Origin of the sequence: Streptomyces sp. WAC07094 (genome assembly GCF_036320405.1) — a bacterium.
GTDB lineage: Bacteria > Actinomycetota > Actinomycetes > Streptomycetales > Streptomycetaceae > Streptomyces > Streptomyces lannensis.
Map to the genome: position 1 here is coordinate 3,315,472 of NZ_JAVMJZ010000001.1, position 17,135 is coordinate 3,332,606.

Sequence of the window (17,135 nt, forward strand, 5' to 3'; positions counted from 1 at the left end):
CCATGGCTTTCGAATACGCACCCGCACCCGAGTCCCGCGCGGTCGTCGACATCGCGCCCTCGTACGGCCTGTTCATCGACGGCGAGTTCACGGAGGCGGCCGACGGCAAGGTCTTCAAGACCGTCAGCCCGTCCACCGAGGAGGTCCTCTCCGAGGTCGCCCGGGCCGGCGAGGCGGACGTGGACCGCGCGGTCAGCGCCGCCCGCAAGGCCTTCGGGAAGTGGTCGGCGCTGCCCGGCTCCGAGCGCGCCAAGTACCTCTTCCGTATCGCCCGCATCATCCAGGAGCGCAGCCGTGAGCTCGCGGTCCTGGAGACGCTGGACAACGGCAAGCCGATCAAGGAGACGCGCGACGCCGACCTGCCCCTGGTCGCAGCGCACTTCTTCTACTACGCCGGATGGGCCGACAAGCTCGGCCACGCGGGCTTCGGCTCCGACCCGCGGCCGCTGGGTGTCGCGGGGCAGGTCATCCCCTGGAACTTCCCCCTGCTGATGCTGGCGTGGAAGATCGCCCCGGCGCTGGCGACGGGCAACACGGTCGTGCTGAAGCCCGCGGAGACCACGCCCCTGTCGGCCCTGTTCTTCGCGGACGTCTGCCGCCAGGCGGGCCTGCCCAAGGGTGTCGTCAACATCCTTCCGGGCTACGGCGACGCGGGTGCCGCGCTCGTCGCGCACCCGGACGTGAACAAGGTCGCCTTCACCGGGTCCACGGCCGTCGGCAAGGAGATCGCGCGCACGGTCGCGGGCACCCGCAAGAAGCTCACCCTCGAACTGGGCGGCAAGGGCGCCAACATCGTCTTCGACGACGCACCCGTGGACCAGGCCGTCGAGGGCATCGTGACGGGCATCTTCTTCAACCAGGGCCAGGTCTGCTGCGCGGGCTCCCGCCTTCTGGTCCAGGAGTCGATCCAGGACGAGCTGCTGGAGTCCCTCAAGCGCCGGCTGTCGACCCTGCGCCTCGGCGACCCGCTGGACAAGAACACCGACATCGGCGCGATCAACTCCGCCGAGCAGCTGGCCCGGATCACCGCGCTCGCCGAGCAGGGCGAGGCGGAGGGCGCCGAGCGCTGGTCCCCCGCGTGCGAACTCCCCTCCTCCGGCTACTGGTTCGCCCCGACGCTCTTCACGAACGTCACCCAGGCGCACACCATCGCCCGCGACGAGATCTTCGGCCCGGTGCTGTCCGTCCTCACCTTCCGCACGCCGGAAGAGGCCGTGGCCAAGGCCAACAACACCCAGTACGGCCTCTCCGCCGGCATCTGGACGGAGAAGGGCTCCCGGATCCTGGCCGTCGCGAACAAGCTGCGCGCCGGTGTCGTCTGGTCCAACACGTTCAACAAGTTCGACCCGACCTCGCCGTTCGGCGGCTACAAGGAGTCGGGCTTCGGCCGCGAGGGCGGTCGCCACGGCCTGGAGGCGTACCTCGATGTCTGAGAAGTCCGAGAAGAGCGAGAAGTCCGAGAAGTTCGAACGGCTCTCGGTCTTCAAGACCTACAAGCTGTACGTCGGCGGGAAGTTCCCGCGTTCCGAGAGCGGCCGGGTGTACGAGGTGGCGGACTCCAAGGGCAACTGGCTGGCGAACGCACCGCAGTCCTCCCGCAAGGACGCCCGTGACGCGGTGGTCGCCGCACGCAAGGCGTTCGGCGGCTGGTCGGGCGCGACGGCGTACAACCGCGGCCAGATCCTGTACCGCATCGCGGAGATGCTGGAGGGCCGCAAGGACCAGTTCGTACGGGAGGTCGCCGACGCCGAGGGCCTGTCGAAGGCCAAGGCGGCCGCGGTCGTCGACGCGGCGATCGACCGCTGGGTCTGGTATGCGGGCTGGACCGACAAGATCGCCCAGGTGGTCGGCGGCGGCAACCCGGTGGCGGGCCCGTTCTTCAACCTCTCCTCCCCCGAGCCCACGGGGGTGGTCGTGGTCCTCGCCCCGCAGGACTCCTCGTTCCTGGGACTGGTCTCGGTGATCGCCCCCGTGATCGCGACCGGCAACACGGCGGTGGTGATCGCGAGCGAGAACTCCCCGCTCCCGGCCCTCTCCCTCGGGGAGGTCCTGGCCACCTCCGACCTGCCGGGCGGAGTCGTCAACGTCCTCTCCGGCCGCACGGCGGAGATCGCGGCGCCACTCGCCGCCCACCAGGACGTCAACGCGATCGATCTGGCCGGCGCCGACGAGGTGCTGGCGAAGGAGCTGGAGATCGCCGCGGCGGACAATCTGAAGCGCGTTCTTCGTCCACAGCCTGTGGATTACTCGTCGGCTCCGGGCACCGAGCGACTGACGGCCTTCCTGGAGACGAAGACGGTCTGGCACCCCACGGGGTCACTGGGCGCGTCCGGTTCGTCGTACTGACGCCCGAGGACCGAAGAGCCGCGTCTCCCCGCCGTCCGGGGGAAACGCGGCTCTCCGCCGTCCGGGCCGCGCACAACCGCTCAGTGCACCGCGCCGAGCACCTGCCCGAGCAGCGGCACACCGCCCAGCGACGGCGCCTGCGCCACCGGCCGGGTCAGGGCCTGTGAGGACAGCGGCGCGAAGTCGGCCACCTGGGTGGCGACTCCGTTGTCGAGCGGGTCGACTCCCGTACCCGCCAGCGGGTTGGGCTTGAGGCCCGCGACCGGACCGGTCGCATGTCCCACGGTCCCGGTCAACGCCGACAGCGCCGCCTGCGGGTCGGTGTGGCCGAGCGACGCGGGCCGCGCCGCCCCGTCCAGGACCGGAGCGGAGTCCGCCGACGCCGTGGCCGCACCCGCCGCCAGCGCGGCGCCCGTGGTCGCCAGGGCGACGAAAGTCCGCCGGACGGCGGGGTTCCTGGGGGAAGCGTGTCGTGCCATGGCTGCTGCCACCTTCTCCGTGCTCAAGGTAATCATGTCGGCACACAGGGTAGTTGAGGTGTGATCTGTGCTCCAAACGTCGACCCGCGGGGTCGGCCAGGTGGACGCAATGCGTCAGACTGGTGTCTCGTGAGTCCTCATCCCCCGGCCCCCGCCCGCGTCGTGCTGCTCTGCGGCCCCTCCGGTTCCGGCAAGTCCCTCGTCGCCGCCCTCTCCGGGCTCCCCGTGCTGCGGCTCGACGACTTCTACAAGGAGGGCGACGACCCGACGCTGCCCCTGGTGGAGGGGAGTTCGGACATCGACTGGGACCACCCCCGATCCTGGGACGCGGACGTCGCGGTCGCGGCCATCGCCGCACTGTGCGCCACGGGCCGTACGACGATCCCGGTGTACGACATCGCGCTCAGCGCGCGCACGGGCGAGGACACACTGCACATCGACCGCACGCCGGTCTTCGTCGCGGAGGGCGTCTTCGCCGCCGAGGTCGTGGAGCGGTGCAGGGAACTCGGTCTCCTCGCCGACGCGCTGTGCCTGACCCGCGGTCCCGTCACCACGTTCCGCCGCCGCTTCGTGCGCGACCTCAAGGAGGGCCGCAAGTCGGTCCCGTTCCTGCTGCGTCGCGGCTGGCGGCTGATGCGGGCGGAACGGTCGATCGTCGCCCGCCAGACCGGCCTGGGCGCCCACGCCTGCGGCCGGGACGAGGCGCTGAGCCGGCTGGCCGCCGCGGCCGCGGGACGGCGCTCGGCGCTGCGCACGGCCGCCTGACCCGCCCTGAGGAAAGCCGTAAAGAAAAAAGAAAAACGGGACTGGACGGACCCCCCGGCCCTCCAGTCCCGCTCTCCCCCCGTGGTGGAACTTCCCCCGTGGTCCCCCGTGACCCCGTTGTTCCCCCCCAGCGGCCCCCCGTTGCCGCTCCCCCGTGTTCCCCCCTGCGGGGCTCCCCCGAGCCCCTCATCCCTCAGGCGACAAGCTCCCCGAAGGACTCCTCCTCGTCACGGCCGAAGCTGAGGACCTCGTCCTCGCGCAGCCGGCGGAGCGACCGCCAGATGCTCGACTTCACCGTGCCGACACTGATGTCGAGGATCTCCGCGATCTCCGGGTCCGTGCGGCCCTCGTAGTAGCGCAGGACCAGCATGGTGCGCTGGAGTTCGGGCAGCCGGGCCAGCGCCTGCCACAGGACGGCGCGCAGTTCGGTGCCGCGCATCGCGTCCGTGTCACCGGCGGTCTCCGGCAGCTCCTCGGTCGGGTACTCGTTCAGCTTGCGGCGGCGCCACGCGCTGATGTGCAGGTTGGTCATCGTCCGCCGCAGATAGCCCCCCACGGCGGCCTTGTCGCTGATCCGGTCCCAGGCCCGGTACGTCGAGAACAGCGCGCTCTGCAGCAGGTCCTCGGCCTCGAAGCGGTCACCGGTCAGGTGGTAGGCGGTTGCGTACAGGGAGGCGCGGCGCTCCTCGACATAGGCGGTGAACTCCGCCTCGGTCGCCGAACGGCCCTCCCCCGAGGCCTCCCCGTACGCGGTTCCCCCGTGAGCTTCCCCCGTGCGTGCGTCAACCACCGTGATGTAACCGGTGTGCTGACGCCCGGTGCCGCGAGCGCACCCCCGCCCGCTCACGGCACCGGACTTCTCGGTGTTCCGGGTGACATCGTGCAGACGCGTGACAACTGCGCCCGTGCTGGTGCTGTGCAGCGTGTTCATCTCGCGCCCCCCGTCGTGGAGTCCCCGGTCATCCGTGCGGCCCTGCTTGTGTCGAAAAGCTTGCCCGGCCCACTTCATCGCCGTGTCCGCCGACTGTCACAGACCTGTCACAGGGGCGGTGCGCAGCGACACCTCGGCACGAACACGGAGGAGAGTCGTGCGGCTACGCAACCGCCCACCGCCGTCGGCGCCTCGCGGGACAAGACGAGCGGGAGCGCTCCAACGGTCGAAAGACGGCCACGGCATGGGCCAGAATGGCCCCCGTGCCTTCCCTGTTGCTGATCGAGGACGACGACGCCATCCGAACGGCCCTGGAGCTCTCTTTGACGCGCCAGGGACACCGTGTGGCCACCGCTGCCACCGGAGAGGACGGTCTCAAACTGCTGCGCGAACAGCGGCCGGACCTGATCGTGCTGGACGTGATGCTGCCGGGCATCGACGGGTTCGAGGTGTGCCGGCGCATCCGGCGCACCGACCAGCTGCCGATCATCCTGCTGACCGCGCGCAGCGACGACATCGACGTCGTGGTGGGGCTCGAGTCGGGCGCGGACGACTACGTCGTCAAGCCCGTGCAGGGCAGGGTGCTCGACGCCCGGATCCGGGCCGTGCTGCGGCGCGGCGAGCGCGAGTCCAGCGACTCGGCGACGTTCGGCAACGTCGTCATCGACCGGTCGGCGATGACGGTCACCAAGAACGGCGAGGACCTCCAGCTGACCCCGACCGAGCTGCGGCTGCTGCTGGAGCTCAGCCGTCGGCCCGGCCAGGCGCTGTCCCGCCAGCAGTTGCTCCGGCTGGTGTGGGAGCACGACTACCTGGGCGACTCCCGGCTCGTCGACGCCTGCGTGCAGCGGCTGCGCGCCAAGGTCGAGGACGTCCCGTCGTCCCCCACACTGATCCGTACGGTCCGCGGCGTCGGCTACCGGCTGGACGCCCCTCAGTGACGGATCCGCAGGGGGGACGCCGCGGCTTGTCCGCGGCACGCAGGACCGTACAGTCACGCATCCGCTTCACGAGCCTCAGGCTGCGCCTGGTCGTCGTCTTCGGGCTCGTGGCGCTGACCGCCGCCGTGTCGGCGTCCGCCATCGCGTACTGGCTCAACCGCGAGGCCGTCCTCACCCGTACCCAGGACGCGGTGCTGCGCGACTTCCAGCAGGAGATGCAGAACCGGGCGAGTTCGCTGCCGGTGCATCCGACACAGGACGAACTGCAGCACACCGCAGGGCAGATGGCGAACAGCAGCCAGCGCTTCAGCGTGCTCCTGGTCGCGACCGACGAGCAGGGCAGGACCGTCGTCGGCAACTCCGACCTGGACACCTTCACGCTGGAGGACGTGCCGAAGTCCCTGCAGAAGGCGGTGAACAAGCAGCAGTCGGCGTCGTCGGCGGGCGGGCACGCCTACCACCTCTACTGGCAGCGGATCGTCGACGGCGACAAACCGTACCTGGTGGGCGGCGCGAAGGTGATCGGCGGCGGCCCGACCGGCTACATGCTCAAGTCCCTGGAGCCGGAGGCCAAGGACCTCAACTCCCTCGCCTGGTCGCTCGGCATCGCCACCGGACTCGCGCTCATCGGCTCGGCCCTGCTCGCACAGGCGGCCGCCACGACCGTGCTCAAGCCGGTGCACCGCCTCGGCATCGCGGCCCGTCGCCTCGGCGAGGGCCAGCTGGACACCCGGCTGCGCGTCTCGGGCACCGACGAACTGGCGGAGCTGTCCCGGACGTTCAACAGCGCCGCGGAGTCGCTGGAGAAGAAGGTCGCGGACATGAGCTCCCGCGAGGAGGCCTCCCGCCGCTTCGTCGCCGACATGTCCCACGAACTGCGGACGCCCCTCACCGCGATCACGGCCGTCACCGAGGTCCTGGAGGAGGAGCTGGACGCCGGGACGGGCGGTCTCGACCCGATGATCGAGCCGGCCGTACGGCTGGTGGTCAGCGAGACCCGGCGGCTGAACGACCTCGTCGAGAACCTGATGGAGGTCACCCGCTTCGACGCGGGCACGGCCCGGCTGGTGCTCGACTACGTGGACATCGCCGACCAGATCACCGCGTGCATCGACGCCCGCGCATGGCTGGACGCCGTCGAACTGAATGCCGAGCGGGGCATCATGGCCCGCCTCGACCCGCGCCGCCTCGACGTGATCCTGGCGAACCTGATCGGCAACGCGCTCAAGCACGGCGGTTCGCCGGTCCGGGTCGCGGTGCGCGAGGAGGGCGAAGAGCTCGTCATCGAGGTGCGCGACCACGGTCCCGGCATCCCCGAGGACGTCCTGCCGCATGTCTTCGACCGCTTCTACAAGGCCAGCGCCTCACGGCCGCGCTCCGAGGGCAGCGGCCTCGGGCTGTCCATCGCGATGGAGAACGCGCACATCCACGGCGGCGAGATCACGGCCGCCAACTCCCCCGAGGGCGGGGCGGTGTTCACGCTCCGCCTGCCGCGCGACGCGTCGCCGCTGGTCGAGGAGGAGAAGCGGAACGGGAACGGCACGGAGGGGAACGCCCGATGAGAGGACGTGGCGTGCGCCCCTGGCTCGCCGTTCCGCTGCTGGCCGCGCTGCTGGCCGGCTGCGGCATCCGCTCCACCCAGGTGCCGACGGACTTCGGCCCCGCGCCCTCCCGGATGCCGTGCGCCCTGTCCGGCGCGGATCTGTCCACCCAGGCGGGTCACGGCATTCCGGTCCAGGTCTTCCTGCTGTGCGCCTCGCAGCTGGTGACGGTGGACCGTTCGGTGCGCATCCCGGACGGCACGGCCGAGGCCGAGCGGCGGGTGCTGGTGGCCCAGGGGCTGCTCGACCAGCTCGCCGCGAAACCGTCCGCCGCGGAGAAGCAGGCGGGCTACACGACGGACGTGTCGGAGGGCGTCAAGGTGGGCGGGCCGCGCGGCAGGGACCCGGAGGACACCTTCCGGCTGAGCACCCGGGTGCAGGACCTCACCCCCTTCGCCCTGGCGCAGATCGTGTGCACGTTCGCCGACTCCGAGGCCACCGCCGCCGACGACGGCACGGTCGTGCTCGGCGGATCGGACGCCCAGCAACTGCGCCGGTACGAGTGCACGACCGATGTGCGCACCCACCCGGGCGAGAAGCCGCCGCCGTCCACCGAGGTCACCTCCCCCTGAGCGACCGCACCGGCGTCCTCCCTCCGGTTCCTCGCGCCGGGATCGTGTGAGGAACGGTTCATATGCCGGCGGCGCGACACGGAACCGGAGGCACCGGAGACGGCGTCTTGGGGGGCGTGCAGCGTCAAGGCTCGATCGGCGGCAGTGCCGTGATCCGCGTCCGTGTGGCAGGGGGTGTCCTCCTCGTCGCACATCTCGTGCTCGTCGCCTGGATCACACTGCGCCCGCTGGACGTGCCCTGGGTGAGGCCCGCCAACCTCCATCCGCTCGCCGGTATCCGAGCCGACCTCGTGCTGGGCTGGCCGGAGGCCGCCCGGCGCATCGGGAAGGGGCTCGCGCTGCTCGCTCCGCTCGGCGTGCTGCTGCCCATGGCGGGCGGCCGGCTCCACGTCTCGCCGTTCGCCTCGCTGGCCCGTACGGTCGCCGCGGGCAGTCTGATCTCCCTGGCCATCGAGCTGGCGCAGACCGGGGTCCCCGGTCAGGTCGTTGACATCGACACCATCCTGCTCAGCACGGTCGGGGTGGCGCTGGCCCACCTGCTGGTCGTCCCCGCGGCGCGGTACCGGCTCCGCCGCCTGGCCGAGCACCGTCGCCGGTCCGCCCACCCCAGGGAGGAGCCGTCCCAGGGGCGGACCCCGACGATTCCCAGGGTCGGGATAGCTCCCTAGAGTGACGCTTCGCCCCCCTTCGTCCCCGTAGCGTGAAGGACATCGAAAGCGACGAGGAAGCCTCACGCCGAACAACACGGAAGGCATCGGGGACCCGGACGCGATCGGCCGTCCCGGCAGCCGCCGGGACCGGATTCCCGGCTACGGTTCGCGAAGGAGTCACCATGACCGCCCTGGCCCGCCCCACTCACGGACGGATGATCGGCGGAGTGTGCGCAGCGCTGGCACGGCGCTTCGGCACCTCCGCCACCACGATGCGCGTGATCTTCGTGCTGTCGTGCCTGCTGCCCGGCCCCCAGTTCCTGCTCTACATAGCCCTGTGGATCCTGTTCCCCTCGGAGGAGAAGGCGGGCGCACACACGGCCTGGTGACGGCCGGTGCTCCGGCACCGCACGCACGTGAAGGGGCGCCCCGACCCGGGGCGCCCCTTCACGTGCGTCGAACCCGTCGCGTCAGCCCAGCGGGATGCCGTTCAGCGGCAGGCCGTGGGTGGGCAGTCCCTTGACCGGCAGACCACCGAGCAGCCCGGTGACCGGGGCCGCAGGACCGTCGGAGACGGCCTGGTGGGCGGCAGGCTGCGCGGCACTCACCGCCCGGCCGAGCGCGCTCTGCCCCTGGCCGAGCGCCTCACCCGCGCCGGGCACCATCCCGGCGACACCGGCCACCGGCAGTGCCTGGGAGACGGTGTCGAGCCCGGCGACGTCCGGCGTGGCCGGGGCGGCGCTCGCAACACCGGCGCCCGTGGCGGCGAAGGCGGCACCGAGAGCGGCGACACCGAGGGTCTTGGCAGCAGACTGCTTCATGATGAACGCGTCCTTGGTCCGTTGACGGAGATGTGAGCGGTCCTGAACCGTAAACACGTGAATCGGCGATCCGCAAACATCACAAAGCGGCCGGGAAAATGGCTCCCGGCCGCCCCGAAAACGAGCCGATCAGTCCTCGGACTCCGCAGAACCGCTGGTGGAGGCGGTCTGCTTGAACAGCCATTCGGACTTCAATTCTGCGTATCCCGGCTTGATGACGTCATTGATCATCGCCAGCCGTTCATCGAAAGGAATGAATGCTGACTTCATAGCATTGACAGAGAACCATTGAAGATCCTCGAGTGTGTAACCGAATGCCTCGACCAGATGGTCGAATTCCCGGCTCATGCTCGTCCCCGACATCAGACGGTTGTCCGTGTTCACCGTGGCACGGAAGTGCAGCCGTCGCAGCAGCCCGATGGGGTGGTCCGTGTACGAGTCGGCCGCCCCGGTCTGCAGATTGGAGCTGGGGCACAGCTCGAGCGGGATGCGCTTGTCGCGCACGTACGAGGCGAGGCGCCCGAGCTTGACCGAACCGTCGTCGAGAACCTGGATGTCGTCGATGATCCGCACCCCGTGACCGAGCCGGTCGGCGCCGCACCACTGAAGCGCCTGCCAGATGGACGGCAGCCCGAAGGCCTCTCCGGCGTGGATGGTGAAGTGGTTGTTCTCGCGCTTGAGGTACTCGAAGGCGTCCAGGTGCCGGGTGGGCGGGTAACCGGCCTCGGCTCCGGCGATGTCGAAGCCGACCACGCCGAGATCCCGGTAGCGGTTCGCCAGTTCGGCGATCTCCAGCGCACGGGCCGCGTGCCGCATGGCGGTGAGCAGCGCGCCGACCCGGATGCGGTGTCCGTTCTCCCTGGCCCGCCGCTCGCCCTGACGGAAGCCCTCGTTGACGGCCTCGACGACCTCCTCGAGGCCGAGTCCGCCCTCCAGATGCTGCTCGGGCGCATAGCGCACCTCCGCATAGACGACGCCGTCCTCGGCGAGGTCCTCGGCGCACTCGGCGGCCACCCGCACCAGCGCCTCGCGGGTCTGCATCACCCCGACGGTGTGCGAGAAGGTCTCCAGGTACCGCTCCAGCGAACCCGAGTCGGCGGCCTCGCGGAACCACACGCCGAGCTTGTCCGGATCCGTCTCGGGGAGATGCGCATAGCCGGTGTCCCGGGCGAGTTCGACCATCGTCCCGGGGCGCAGGCCCCCGTCGAGATGGTCGTGCAGCAGGACCTTGGGAGCCCGGCGGATCTGATCCCGGCTCGGGGTGTTCTGGTGCTGGCTCGTCATTGCCGCACCATAGCGCCTACGCGCGTAGAGCACGAAGAGCGGCGATGCGTCGATACCCAAAGGTGACCACCGGGACGGGTTTCGTACACCGCTGCTTCTGACACTGTTCTGTCATGGCAGATCAAGCGACGCCGGTTCGCACGGCCCGGCTGGGGAGAGCGCTCGGCCCGGAACCGGCGACGGTGAACGGAGCGGTGCTGCTCCTGCCGGGAGGCGACGAGATCTCCGCCCGCAGGCCCTCTCCCCTGATGGCCGCCGTCTCGGTCCGCGCCCTCGGCCGCCGGCTGGCACGCGCGGGCCGCGGCGAGGGGCTGGTCATCCATGTGGTGCACTACCGCTACCGCGGCTGGAACGGCAGCGAGGCGCATCTGTCGCAGGATGCCGACTGGGCGGCGGACGAGATCGTACGACGCCACGGAGACGTGCCCGTCTGCCTCGCCGGCGTGGGCATGGGCGGCCGGGCCGCCCTGCACGCCGCCGGGCACACTGCCGTCAACTCCGTGCTCGCGCTCGCCCCTTGGCTGCCCGAGGACGACATGGCCGCGTCGCCCGAACCGGTGAGGCAGCTCGCCGGGCGGCAGGTGCTGATCGTGCACGGCACCAACGACGAACGCACCGATCCCGAGCTGTCGTTCAGGCTGGCGGAGCGGGCGAAGAAGGCCAATCGCGACGTCTGCCGCTTCGAAGTGCATGCGGACGGGCACGGGTTGCAGCAGTACCGGTCCGAAGTGCAGTCGCTGGCCGAGGACTTCGTGATGGGCGCGCTGTTCGGGCTGCCTTTCTCCCGACCGGTGCAGGACGCGCTGGCGGCTCCGCCTCCCCTGGGTCTGAGGATGCCGTTGGCGGCCGGGTTCGGGCGGTCGCTGCGACGGTGAGGGGCGCCGCCGCGGCACACCGTACGCGGCCGTGTGCGGCTCACGGGTGGGCCCCGGCGGCCCGTGCGGTCAGTCGGGCAGGAGCTGTCCTCTCCGTGACAGCAGAAAGCTCTTGAACGCGGCCACCGGCGGTGTGTCGACATGCCCCTCGAGCCATGCGACGCCGATCTCCCGCACCGCGCGCGGTGCAGTGACGGTCAGTTCGACGACCCCGGGGCGGGGCACGGCGGGCGGCGGCAGCAGCGCCACGCCGAGCCCCGCCGCCACCAGGCCGCGCAGCGTCTCGGCCTCCTCGCCCTCGAAGGAGACCCGCGGCGTGAACCCGGCCTCGCGGCACAGGTCGTCGGTCATACGGCGCAGCCCGTAACCGGGTTCGAGGGTCACGAAGGTCTCCTCGGCGGTCTCGGCGAGCCGGATGCGCCTGCGGCCCGCGAGCCGGTGGTCGGCCGGGACGACCAGCCGCAGCTTCTGCTCGTCGAGGCGGCGCGCGACGAGGTCGGGGGCGTCCGGCACCGGCGAGGTGAGGCACAGGTCGAGTTCCCCCGCGCGCAGCTTCTCGAGCATTGCCTCGCCGTAGTTCTGGACGAGGCTGAAGCGCACGCGCGGATGGCCGGCGCGGAAGGCGTGGATCAGGCCGGGCACGGTCTCGGCGCCCATCGTGTGCAGAAAGCCGAAGGCGACCTTGCCGGTCGCGGGGTCGGCGTCCGCGCGCACCTCCTCGGCGCCCCGCTCGATCTCGCCGAGGGCGCGCTCCACGGATGCGAGGAACGTGCGTCCGGCCGGGGAGAGCGAGACCGTGCGACCGCGCCGGGCGAACAGCTCGACGCCCAGGTCGTGTTCGAGCCGGACCAGCGCCCGGGACAGGGTGGACTGCGGGACCTGCATCTCCTGCGCGGCCCGCGTGACGTGCTCGGTCCGCGCGACACCCGCGAAGTACGCGAGCCGCGGCGCGAGCAGGGTGACGATGTCTGCTGCGTCACTTGTGTCACCGGATGATGACAGGCCCTTCGCTGACCTCTGCTGATGCGCCATGGGAACGATTATGGGGTTTCTGTGCATTGGACGCATGAGGACCCGGGTCCGTACGTTCGATGCATGCCTGCTGCCGATACCGGGGCGTCCACCGTCGTGGGCGCCGACGCCGTCACCGCCGACTCCCGTATGCGCCCGGGTGGGCCGGGCTACCGCCGGGTGAGTCTCGCCCTCTTCCTCGCGGGCGTGGCCACCTTCGCCCTCCTCTACTCCACGCAGGCCCTGCTGCCGCTCGTCTCCCGCGACTTCGGGGTGACCGCGAGCGCGGCGAGCTGGACCGTGTCGGGCGCGACCGGCGGACTGGCGCTGTTCGTCCTGCCCATGAGCGCGCTCTCCGAGCGGTTCGGACGGCGCACGCTGATGACTGCGTCGCTGGCGGTCGCGGTGACGGTCGGTCTGCTGGTTCCCTTCGCCCCGTCGCTCGGCACGCTGATCGCACTGCGCGCGGTGCAGGGCGCGGCGCTGGCCGGGCTGCCGGCCTCGGCGACCGCGTACCTGGCCGAGGAGGTCACCCCCAAGGCCCTGATCACGGCGATCGGCCTGTTCGTCGCAGGCAACAGCGTCGGGGGCATGAGCGGCCGGGTGATCACCGGCTGGGTCGCGCAGGAGTGGGGCTGGCGGGTCGCCGTCGGCACGATCGGGGTGATCGCGGTCGCCTGCGCGCTGGCCTTCCGGCTGCTGCTGCCGGAGCCGAAGCACTTCAAGGCCGGCTCGCTGCACCCGCGCGTCCTCGCCCGCACCGTCCGCGACCACCTCGCCGATCCGCTGCTGCGCCGGCTCTACGCGATCGGCGCACTGTTCATGACGGTGTTCGGCGGGGTCTACACGGTGATCGGCTACCGTCTGACGGACCGGCCGTTCGGCCTGCCCCAGGGCGTCATCGGGTCGATCTTCCTGGTGTACCTGGTCGGTACGGTGACGGCGTCGACGGCCGGCCGGCTGGTGGGCCGGCTGGGCCGCCGCGGGGCGCTGTACCTGGCGGCCGGGACCACGACGACGGGACTGCTGCTGTCCCTGGCGTCCACCCTGCCGCTGGTGCTGCTGGGACTGGTCCTGATCACCGCGGGCTTCTTCACGGGCCACGCGGTGGCGTCCTCGGCCGTCAGCCACACCGCGAAGCGGGGCCGCGCCCAGGCGTCCGCCCTCTACCAGTCGGCCTACTACATCGGCTCCAGCACGGGCAGCACGCTCGGCGCGGTTGCGTTCCACGCGGGTGGCTGGGCCGGAACCGCGGGTATGGGCGTGCTGGCGGTGCTCGGCGTCGTGACCATCACGCTGTTCGGTTCGAGGGCGGCCCGTCTGGCGGTCCGGGTGGCGTAGCGCGCGCTGCGGCGGCGGTCTGCGCAGGATCGCAGAAGCCGTGCTCACCTGCCCTTTTCCCCACTCGGGGGGTCGTTGTCAGTGGGCTGCGGTAGCTTCCGGAGTGCTGGGGCGCGACGATGCGCGACAGGAACGGCCGCTGGGGTGGGTGGACCATGGTTGACGGCACGGCGACGGCGGAGGACCTCGACGTCCTGCTGGAGAGGCACCGGGTCGAGCTGACCGGTTACTGCTACCGGATGCTCGGCTCCTCCTTCGAGGCGGAGGACGCGGTGCAGGACACACTGGTCCGCGCCTGGCGGAGCCACGCGAAGTTCGAGGGCCGCTCCTCACTGCGCTCTTGGCTGTACCGGATCGCGACGAACGTCTGCCTGGACATGCTGAGCGCGGGCAACAAGCGCGCACGCCCCATGGACCTGACCGAGTCCACCCCACTCGCCCGGGCCGCCCTCGCCCCGCGTCCGGACCACACCTGGCTCGAGCCGGTGCCGGACAACCGTGTACTGCCCGCGGTGACCGATCCGGAGGAGGCCGCGGTGGCGAAGGAGTCCGTGCGGCTCGCGTTCATGGCCGCCCTGCAGCAACTGCCGCCCAAGCAACGTGCGGTGCTCATCCTGCGCGAGGTGCTGGCCTGGAAGGCGAGCGAGGTCGCGGAGCTGCTCGACACCTCGGTCCCCTCGGTGAACAGCGCGCTGCAGCGGGCCCGCGCCACGCTGGCGGAGAGGGGCGGCGAGGGCGCCGACGCCGCCGTCTCCGATCCTCTGGACCCCGAGCAGCAAAAGCTCCTCGAGCGCTATGTGGCCGCTTTCGAGGGGTACGACATGGAGGCGCTGACGGCCCTGCTGCACGAGGACGCGGTGATGACGATGCCGCCGTTCGACCTCTGGCTGCGCGGCCCGTCCGACATCACCGGCTTCATGACGACGCTCGGCTCCGCCTGCGAGGGCTCCCGGCTCGTGCCGGTCGCGGTGAACGGCCTGCCGGGCTTCGCCCAGTACAAGCCGGACCCGGACACCGGCGGCTTCACGGCCTGGTCCGTCCAGGTGCTGGAGATCTCAGACGGCCGGCTCACCGGGTTCCACTTCTTCCTCGACACCAAGCGCTGGTTCCCGCTGTTCGACGTCCCCCTCCATCTCGAAGGGGAGGCCGACCAGAGCGAGTAGGGCACGCAGCGCGGGGGCCGGGTCGCGCAATCGGATGCGGCCCCCGGCGCGGCGGACGGCCAGCTGAAGCCGGGCCAGTGCGTCCACCGAGGCCAGGGTGACGGGCCTGAGCGCCGCGACGTCGCACACGACGACCGCGGCTCCGGTGTCCTTCATCAGCGCCCTCATCTCCTCGCCGAGCCGTGCCACGTCGTCCCGCGTGACGGGCCCGGCCACCACGAGTACGGCAGGTGTCTCGGCATCCACGGTCGGTAGACCGGCCGGGCGCCCGGTACTCATCGGCGCCGGATCCGCGCGGGGCGACCGGGCCGCTAGTCGACGGGGAACTCGCCGGTGTCGATGACGACGTCGAAAGGCGCGGGAAGCCTGATGGCCTCACCGAACTTGGCGGTGCTCAGGGGGCGGTAGACATCACCCTTGGGTTCTCCGTAGAGCGTCGCGGTCGGACCGTTGGAAGCCCAGCGGTCAATGAGGAGATAGAGCGGGATCCCCGCGGTGGCGTAGGCAGGGGGCTTGCTGACTCGGTCGTGGCGGGCGTTGGACTTGGACGTCACCTCGACGACGAGTTCGGCGAGGGCGGCCGGGATGTGGGTCTCCGTTTCCGCGCACTCCGGCACCGGCGCCACCACGAGGTCCGGGATGAGCATGCCCAGACGGGAGGGCACGGCGATGGCCAAGGTCTGGAAGACCCCCCAGTCATCGGGGATGGCAGTGTAGAGGCGACGCTGGATACGTTCCGTGATCACGTTGTGGCGGGACACAGGAGCAGGTGACACGGTGATGATCGCCTCGATGATCTCCACCTTGCTGCCCTCGGGCCATTCCATCTCCTCCCAGAAGCGGACGAGGTCGTCCCAGCTCTGCTCGGGATCCTGGCTGACGGTGAGTGCGCTCGTGGCGGTCTCCTGTCGGTGCGTCACCGAGTCCAGCATGACGAACGGGACCGGCGGTGGTCCACCGATCCCGTTCATCCGAAAGAGAGAACGCCTGGTCAGGCGATACGCTCCAGCACGACCGGCCCGGCCGCGAACTCCGTGCCCGGGGCCGCGACGTCGTACGCGCCCTCGATCGCCTCCAGCGCATAGGCGAAGCGCTCGGGGGTGTCCGTGTGCAGGGTCAGCAGCGGCTGGCCCTGCGTCACCGTGTCGCCCGGCTTGGCGTGCATCTCGACGCCCGCCGCCGCCTGCACCGGGTCCTCCTTCCGGGCGCGGCCGGCGCCTCGGCGCCGGCCGCGCCGAGGCGCCAGGCGGCGACACCGATGCCGTAGGCGTCCAGACGGCTGAGGACTCCCGAGGACGGCGCCGTGATCACGTGCTGCTCGCGGGAGGTGGGCAGCGGAGCGTCCGGGTCGCCGCCCTGGGCCGCGATCATGCGGCGCCAGACGTCCATCGCGGAGCCGTCGGCCAGGGCCTTCGCCGGGTCCGTGTCCTTCAGGCCCGCCGCGTCCAGCATCTCCCGCGCCAGGGCGATCGTCAGGTCCACGACGTCCGCGGGGCCGCCGCCCGCAAGGACCTCGACCGACTCGCGGACCTCCAGTGCGTTGCCCGCCGTCAGGCCCAGCGGGGTCGACATGTCCGTGAGCAGGGCGACCGTCTTCACCCCGTGGTCCGTGCCCAGGCCCACCATCGTTGAGGCGAGCTCGCGGGCGTCCTCGATGGTCTTCATGAAGGCGCCGGAGCCGACCTTCACGTCCAGGACCAGCGAGCCGGTGCCCTCGGCGATCTTCTTCGACATGATGGAGGAGGCGATCAGGGGGATCGCCTCGACCGTGCCGGTCACGTCCCGCAGCGCGTAGAGCTTCTTGTCCGCCGGCGCCAGGCCGTCGCCCGCCGCGCAGATCACCGCACCAGTGGTGTCGAGGACGTGCAGCATCTCCTCGTTCGACAGCAGCGCGCGCCAGCCGGGGATCGACTCCAGCTTGTCCAGCGTGCCGCCGGTGTGGCCGAGCCCACGGCCCGACAGCTGGGGGACCGCCGCGCCGCAGGCGGCGACCAGCGGGGCCAGCGGGAGCGTGATCTTGTCGCCGACGCCGCCCGTCGAGTGCTTGTCGGCCGTCGGGCGGGACAGCGACGAGAAGTCCATGCGCTCGCCCGAGGCGATCATCGCCGCGGTCCAGCGGGCGATCTCCCGCCGGTTCATGCCGTTGAGCAGGACGGCCATCGCGAGGGAGGACATCTGCTCGTCGGCGACCTCGCCCCGCGTGTAGGCGTCGATGACCCAGTCGATCTGCTCGTCGCTGAGCTCATCGCGGTCCCGCTTGGTGCGGATGACGGAGATGGCGTCCATGGCCATGGCTTCCTTCCGAAGTTCGAAGGTGCGCGGCCCCTGCGCACCACGGGCGTGGCACGCAGGGGC

Annotated in this window: 18 protein-coding genes and 1 pseudogene; 11 read left to right on the forward strand and 8 right to left on the reverse strand. The window is 71.1% G+C overall.

From position 1 onward, the window contains the following. Positions 1-2 precede the first annotated feature (2 nt). Both RCR19_RS14520 and RCR19_RS14525 read left to right on the forward strand, forming a co-directional pair. Positions 3-1,433: an aldehyde dehydrogenase family protein gene (locus RCR19_RS14520; RefSeq protein WP_331265543.1), complete on the forward strand. Its 1,431-nt coding sequence runs from the start codon at positions 3-5 to the stop codon at positions 1,431-1,433. Further along, complete coding sequence (locus RCR19_RS14525) at positions 1,426-2,346, forward strand: aldehyde dehydrogenase family protein (protein WP_331265544.1); 921 nt, start codon at positions 1,426-1,428, stop codon at positions 2,344-2,346. Before RCR19_RS14520 ends, RCR19_RS14525 begins: the two co-directional genes overlap by 8 nt. Positions 2,347-2,426: 80 nt before the next feature. Here the strand turns inward: RCR19_RS14525 and RCR19_RS14530 are convergent, their stop codons facing one another. Beyond that, positions 2,427-2,825, reverse strand: a complete 399-nt coding sequence (locus RCR19_RS14530) for a hypothetical protein (protein WP_331265545.1) — start codon at positions 2,823-2,825, stop codon at positions 2,427-2,429. Positions 2,826-2,954: 129 nt separating this feature from the next. Between RCR19_RS14530 and RCR19_RS14535 the strand changes: the two genes are divergently transcribed. Next, a complete protein-coding gene (locus RCR19_RS14535; RefSeq protein ID WP_331265546.1) occupies positions 2,955-3,590 on the forward strand; it encodes a uridine kinase in 636 nt (211 codons plus the stop codon). A 193-nt stretch (positions 3,591-3,783) separates the two neighbouring features. On the opposite strand, the gene RCR19_RS14540 is transcribed toward RCR19_RS14535, so the two are convergent. Continuing rightward, positions 3,784-4,521 carry a SigE family RNA polymerase sigma factor gene (locus RCR19_RS14540; protein ID WP_331265547.1) on the reverse strand — a complete coding sequence of 246 codons (738 nt, stop codon included), beginning with the start codon at positions 4,519-4,521 and terminating at the stop codon, positions 3,784-3,786. A 263-nt stretch (positions 4,522-4,784) separates the two neighbouring features. Here RCR19_RS14540 and afsQ1 point away from each other — a divergent pair, with 263 nt between their 5' ends. The 5 genes from afsQ1 (at position 4,785) to RCR19_RS14565 (ending at position 8,674) form a co-directional block, all read left to right on the forward strand. After that, complete coding sequence (gene afsQ1 / locus RCR19_RS14545) at positions 4,785-5,462, forward strand: two-component system response regulator AfsQ1 (RefSeq protein WP_181923142.1); 678 nt, start codon at positions 4,785-4,787, stop codon at positions 5,460-5,462. Next, a complete protein-coding gene (locus RCR19_RS14550; RefSeq protein ID WP_331265548.1) occupies positions 5,459-7,024 on the forward strand; it encodes a HAMP domain-containing sensor histidine kinase in 1,566 nt (521 codons plus the stop codon). The genes afsQ1 and RCR19_RS14550 overlap by 4 nt, the downstream gene beginning before the upstream one ends. After that, positions 7,021-7,635, forward strand: coding sequence for a hypothetical protein (locus RCR19_RS14555; RefSeq protein WP_331265549.1), 615 nt, complete (start codon positions 7,021-7,023; stop codon positions 7,633-7,635). The genes RCR19_RS14550 and RCR19_RS14555 overlap by 4 nt, the downstream gene beginning before the upstream one ends. Positions 7,636-7,751: 116 nt before the next feature. Beyond that, positions 7,752-8,303 carry a VanZ family protein gene (locus tag RCR19_RS14560; RefSeq protein WP_331265550.1) on the forward strand — a complete coding sequence of 184 codons (552 nt, stop codon included), beginning with the start codon at positions 7,752-7,754 and terminating at the stop codon, positions 8,301-8,303. Positions 8,304-8,467: 164 nt separating this feature from the next. Then, positions 8,468-8,674 carry a PspC domain-containing protein gene (locus RCR19_RS14565; RefSeq protein ID WP_059128468.1) on the forward strand — a complete coding sequence of 69 codons (207 nt, stop codon included), beginning with the start codon at positions 8,468-8,470 and terminating at the stop codon, positions 8,672-8,674. Positions 8,675-8,755: 81 nt separating this feature from the next. Here RCR19_RS14565 and RCR19_RS14570 read toward each other — a convergent pair whose 3' ends face one another. Together RCR19_RS14570 and RCR19_RS14575 are read right to left on the reverse strand one after the other, a co-directional pair. Continuing rightward, entirely contained in the window at positions 8,756-9,106 is a 351-nt protein-coding gene (locus tag RCR19_RS14570) for an ATP-binding protein (protein WP_331265551.1), read from the reverse strand. Between the two features lie 129 nt (positions 9,107-9,235). Beyond that, positions 9,236-10,390 (reverse strand): adenosine deaminase, encoded by a 1,155-nt coding sequence (locus RCR19_RS14575; protein ID WP_331265552.1) that lies wholly within the window; start codon positions 10,388-10,390, stop codon positions 9,236-9,238. A gap of 113 nt (positions 10,391-10,503) precedes the next feature. Here RCR19_RS14575 and RCR19_RS14580 point away from each other — a divergent pair, with 113 nt between their 5' ends. Continuing rightward, positions 10,504-11,265, forward strand: a complete 762-nt coding sequence (locus tag RCR19_RS14580; protein WP_331265553.1) for an alpha/beta hydrolase — start codon at positions 10,504-10,506, stop codon at positions 11,263-11,265. Positions 11,266-11,334: 69 nt separating this feature from the next. Here RCR19_RS14580 and RCR19_RS14585 read toward each other — a convergent pair whose 3' ends face one another. Further along, positions 11,335-12,297, reverse strand: a complete 963-nt coding sequence (locus tag RCR19_RS14585; RefSeq protein ID WP_331265554.1) for a LysR family transcriptional regulator — start codon at positions 12,295-12,297, stop codon at positions 11,335-11,337. 63 nt (positions 12,298-12,360) lie between these two features. On the opposite strand from RCR19_RS14585, the gene RCR19_RS14590 reads away from it, so the two are divergent. Next, positions 12,361-13,617: an MFS transporter gene (locus RCR19_RS14590; RefSeq protein ID WP_331265555.1), complete on the forward strand. Its 1,257-nt coding sequence runs from the start codon at positions 12,361-12,363 to the stop codon at positions 13,615-13,617. Between the two features lie 155 nt (positions 13,618-13,772). Continuing rightward, on the forward strand, positions 13,773-14,780 hold the full coding sequence (locus RCR19_RS14595) for a sigma-70 family RNA polymerase sigma factor (RefSeq protein WP_331265556.1): 1,008 nt from the start codon (positions 13,773-13,775) through the stop codon (positions 14,778-14,780). Here RCR19_RS14595 and RCR19_RS14600 read toward each other — a convergent pair. From RCR19_RS14600 to RCR19_RS14610, 3 genes and pseudogenes are all read right to left on the reverse strand, one after another. Next, positions 14,673-15,059 (reverse strand): STAS domain-containing protein, encoded by a 387-nt coding sequence (locus RCR19_RS14600; RefSeq protein ID WP_331265557.1) that lies wholly within the window; start codon positions 15,057-15,059, stop codon positions 14,673-14,675. The genes RCR19_RS14595 and RCR19_RS14600 overlap by 108 nt on opposite strands. 32 nt (positions 15,060-15,091) lie before the next feature. After that, entirely contained in the window at positions 15,092-15,712 is a 621-nt protein-coding gene (locus RCR19_RS14605; protein ID WP_331269438.1) for a Uma2 family endonuclease, read from the reverse strand. 59 nt (positions 15,713-15,771) lie between these two features. Further along, positions 15,772-17,066: pseudogene (locus RCR19_RS14610) on the reverse strand (thymidine phosphorylase). Positions 17,067-17,135 lie beyond the last annotated feature (69 nt).

What these genes read in the sequence shown, in the direction of transcription:
- RCR19_RS14530 (WP_331265545.1), bottom strand. Translation starts at nt 2,825, where the DNA reads ATGGCACGACACGCTTCCCCCAGGAACCCCGCCGTCCGGCGGACTTTC.
- RCR19_RS14590 (WP_331265555.1), top strand. Translation starts at nt 12,361, where the DNA reads ATGCCTGCTGCCGATACCGGGGCGTCCACCGTCGTGGGCGCCGACGCC.
- RCR19_RS14580 (WP_331265553.1), top strand. Translation starts at nt 10,504, where the DNA reads ATGGCAGATCAAGCGACGCCGGTTCGCACGGCCCGGCTGGGGAGAGCG.
- RCR19_RS14605 (WP_331269438.1), bottom strand. Translation starts at nt 15,712, where the DNA reads ATGCTGGACTCGGTGACGCACCGACAGGAGACCGCCACGAGCGCACTC.
- RCR19_RS14520 (WP_331265543.1), top strand. Translation starts at nt 3, where the DNA reads ATGGCTTTCGAATACGCACCCGCACCCGAGTCCCGCGCGGTCGTCGAC.
- RCR19_RS14565 (WP_059128468.1), top strand. Translation starts at nt 8,468, where the DNA reads ATGACCGCCCTGGCCCGCCCCACTCACGGACGGATGATCGGCGGAGTG.
- RCR19_RS14525 (WP_331265544.1), top strand. Translation starts at nt 1,426, where the DNA reads ATGTCTGAGAAGTCCGAGAAGAGCGAGAAGTCCGAGAAGTTCGAACGG.
- RCR19_RS14595 (WP_331265556.1), top strand. Translation starts at nt 13,773, where the DNA reads ATGGTTGACGGCACGGCGACGGCGGAGGACCTCGACGTCCTGCTGGAG.
- RCR19_RS14570 (WP_331265551.1), bottom strand. Translation starts at nt 9,106, where the DNA reads ATGAAGCAGTCTGCTGCCAAGACCCTCGGTGTCGCCGCTCTCGGTGCC.
- RCR19_RS14540 (WP_331265547.1), bottom strand. Translation starts at nt 4,521, where the DNA reads ATGAACACGCTGCACAGCACCAGCACGGGCGCAGTTGTCACGCGTCTG.
- RCR19_RS14555 (WP_331265549.1), top strand. Translation starts at nt 7,021, where the DNA reads ATGAGAGGACGTGGCGTGCGCCCCTGGCTCGCCGTTCCGCTGCTGGCC.
- RCR19_RS14600 (WP_331265557.1), bottom strand. Translation starts at nt 15,059, where the DNA reads ATGAGTACCGGGCGCCCGGCCGGTCTACCGACCGTGGATGCCGAGACA.
- RCR19_RS14575 (WP_331265552.1), bottom strand. Translation starts at nt 10,390, where the DNA reads ATGACGAGCCAGCACCAGAACACCCCGAGCCGGGATCAGATCCGCCGG.
- RCR19_RS14585 (WP_331265554.1), bottom strand. Translation starts at nt 12,297, where the DNA reads ATGGCGCATCAGCAGAGGTCAGCGAAGGGCCTGTCATCATCCGGTGAC.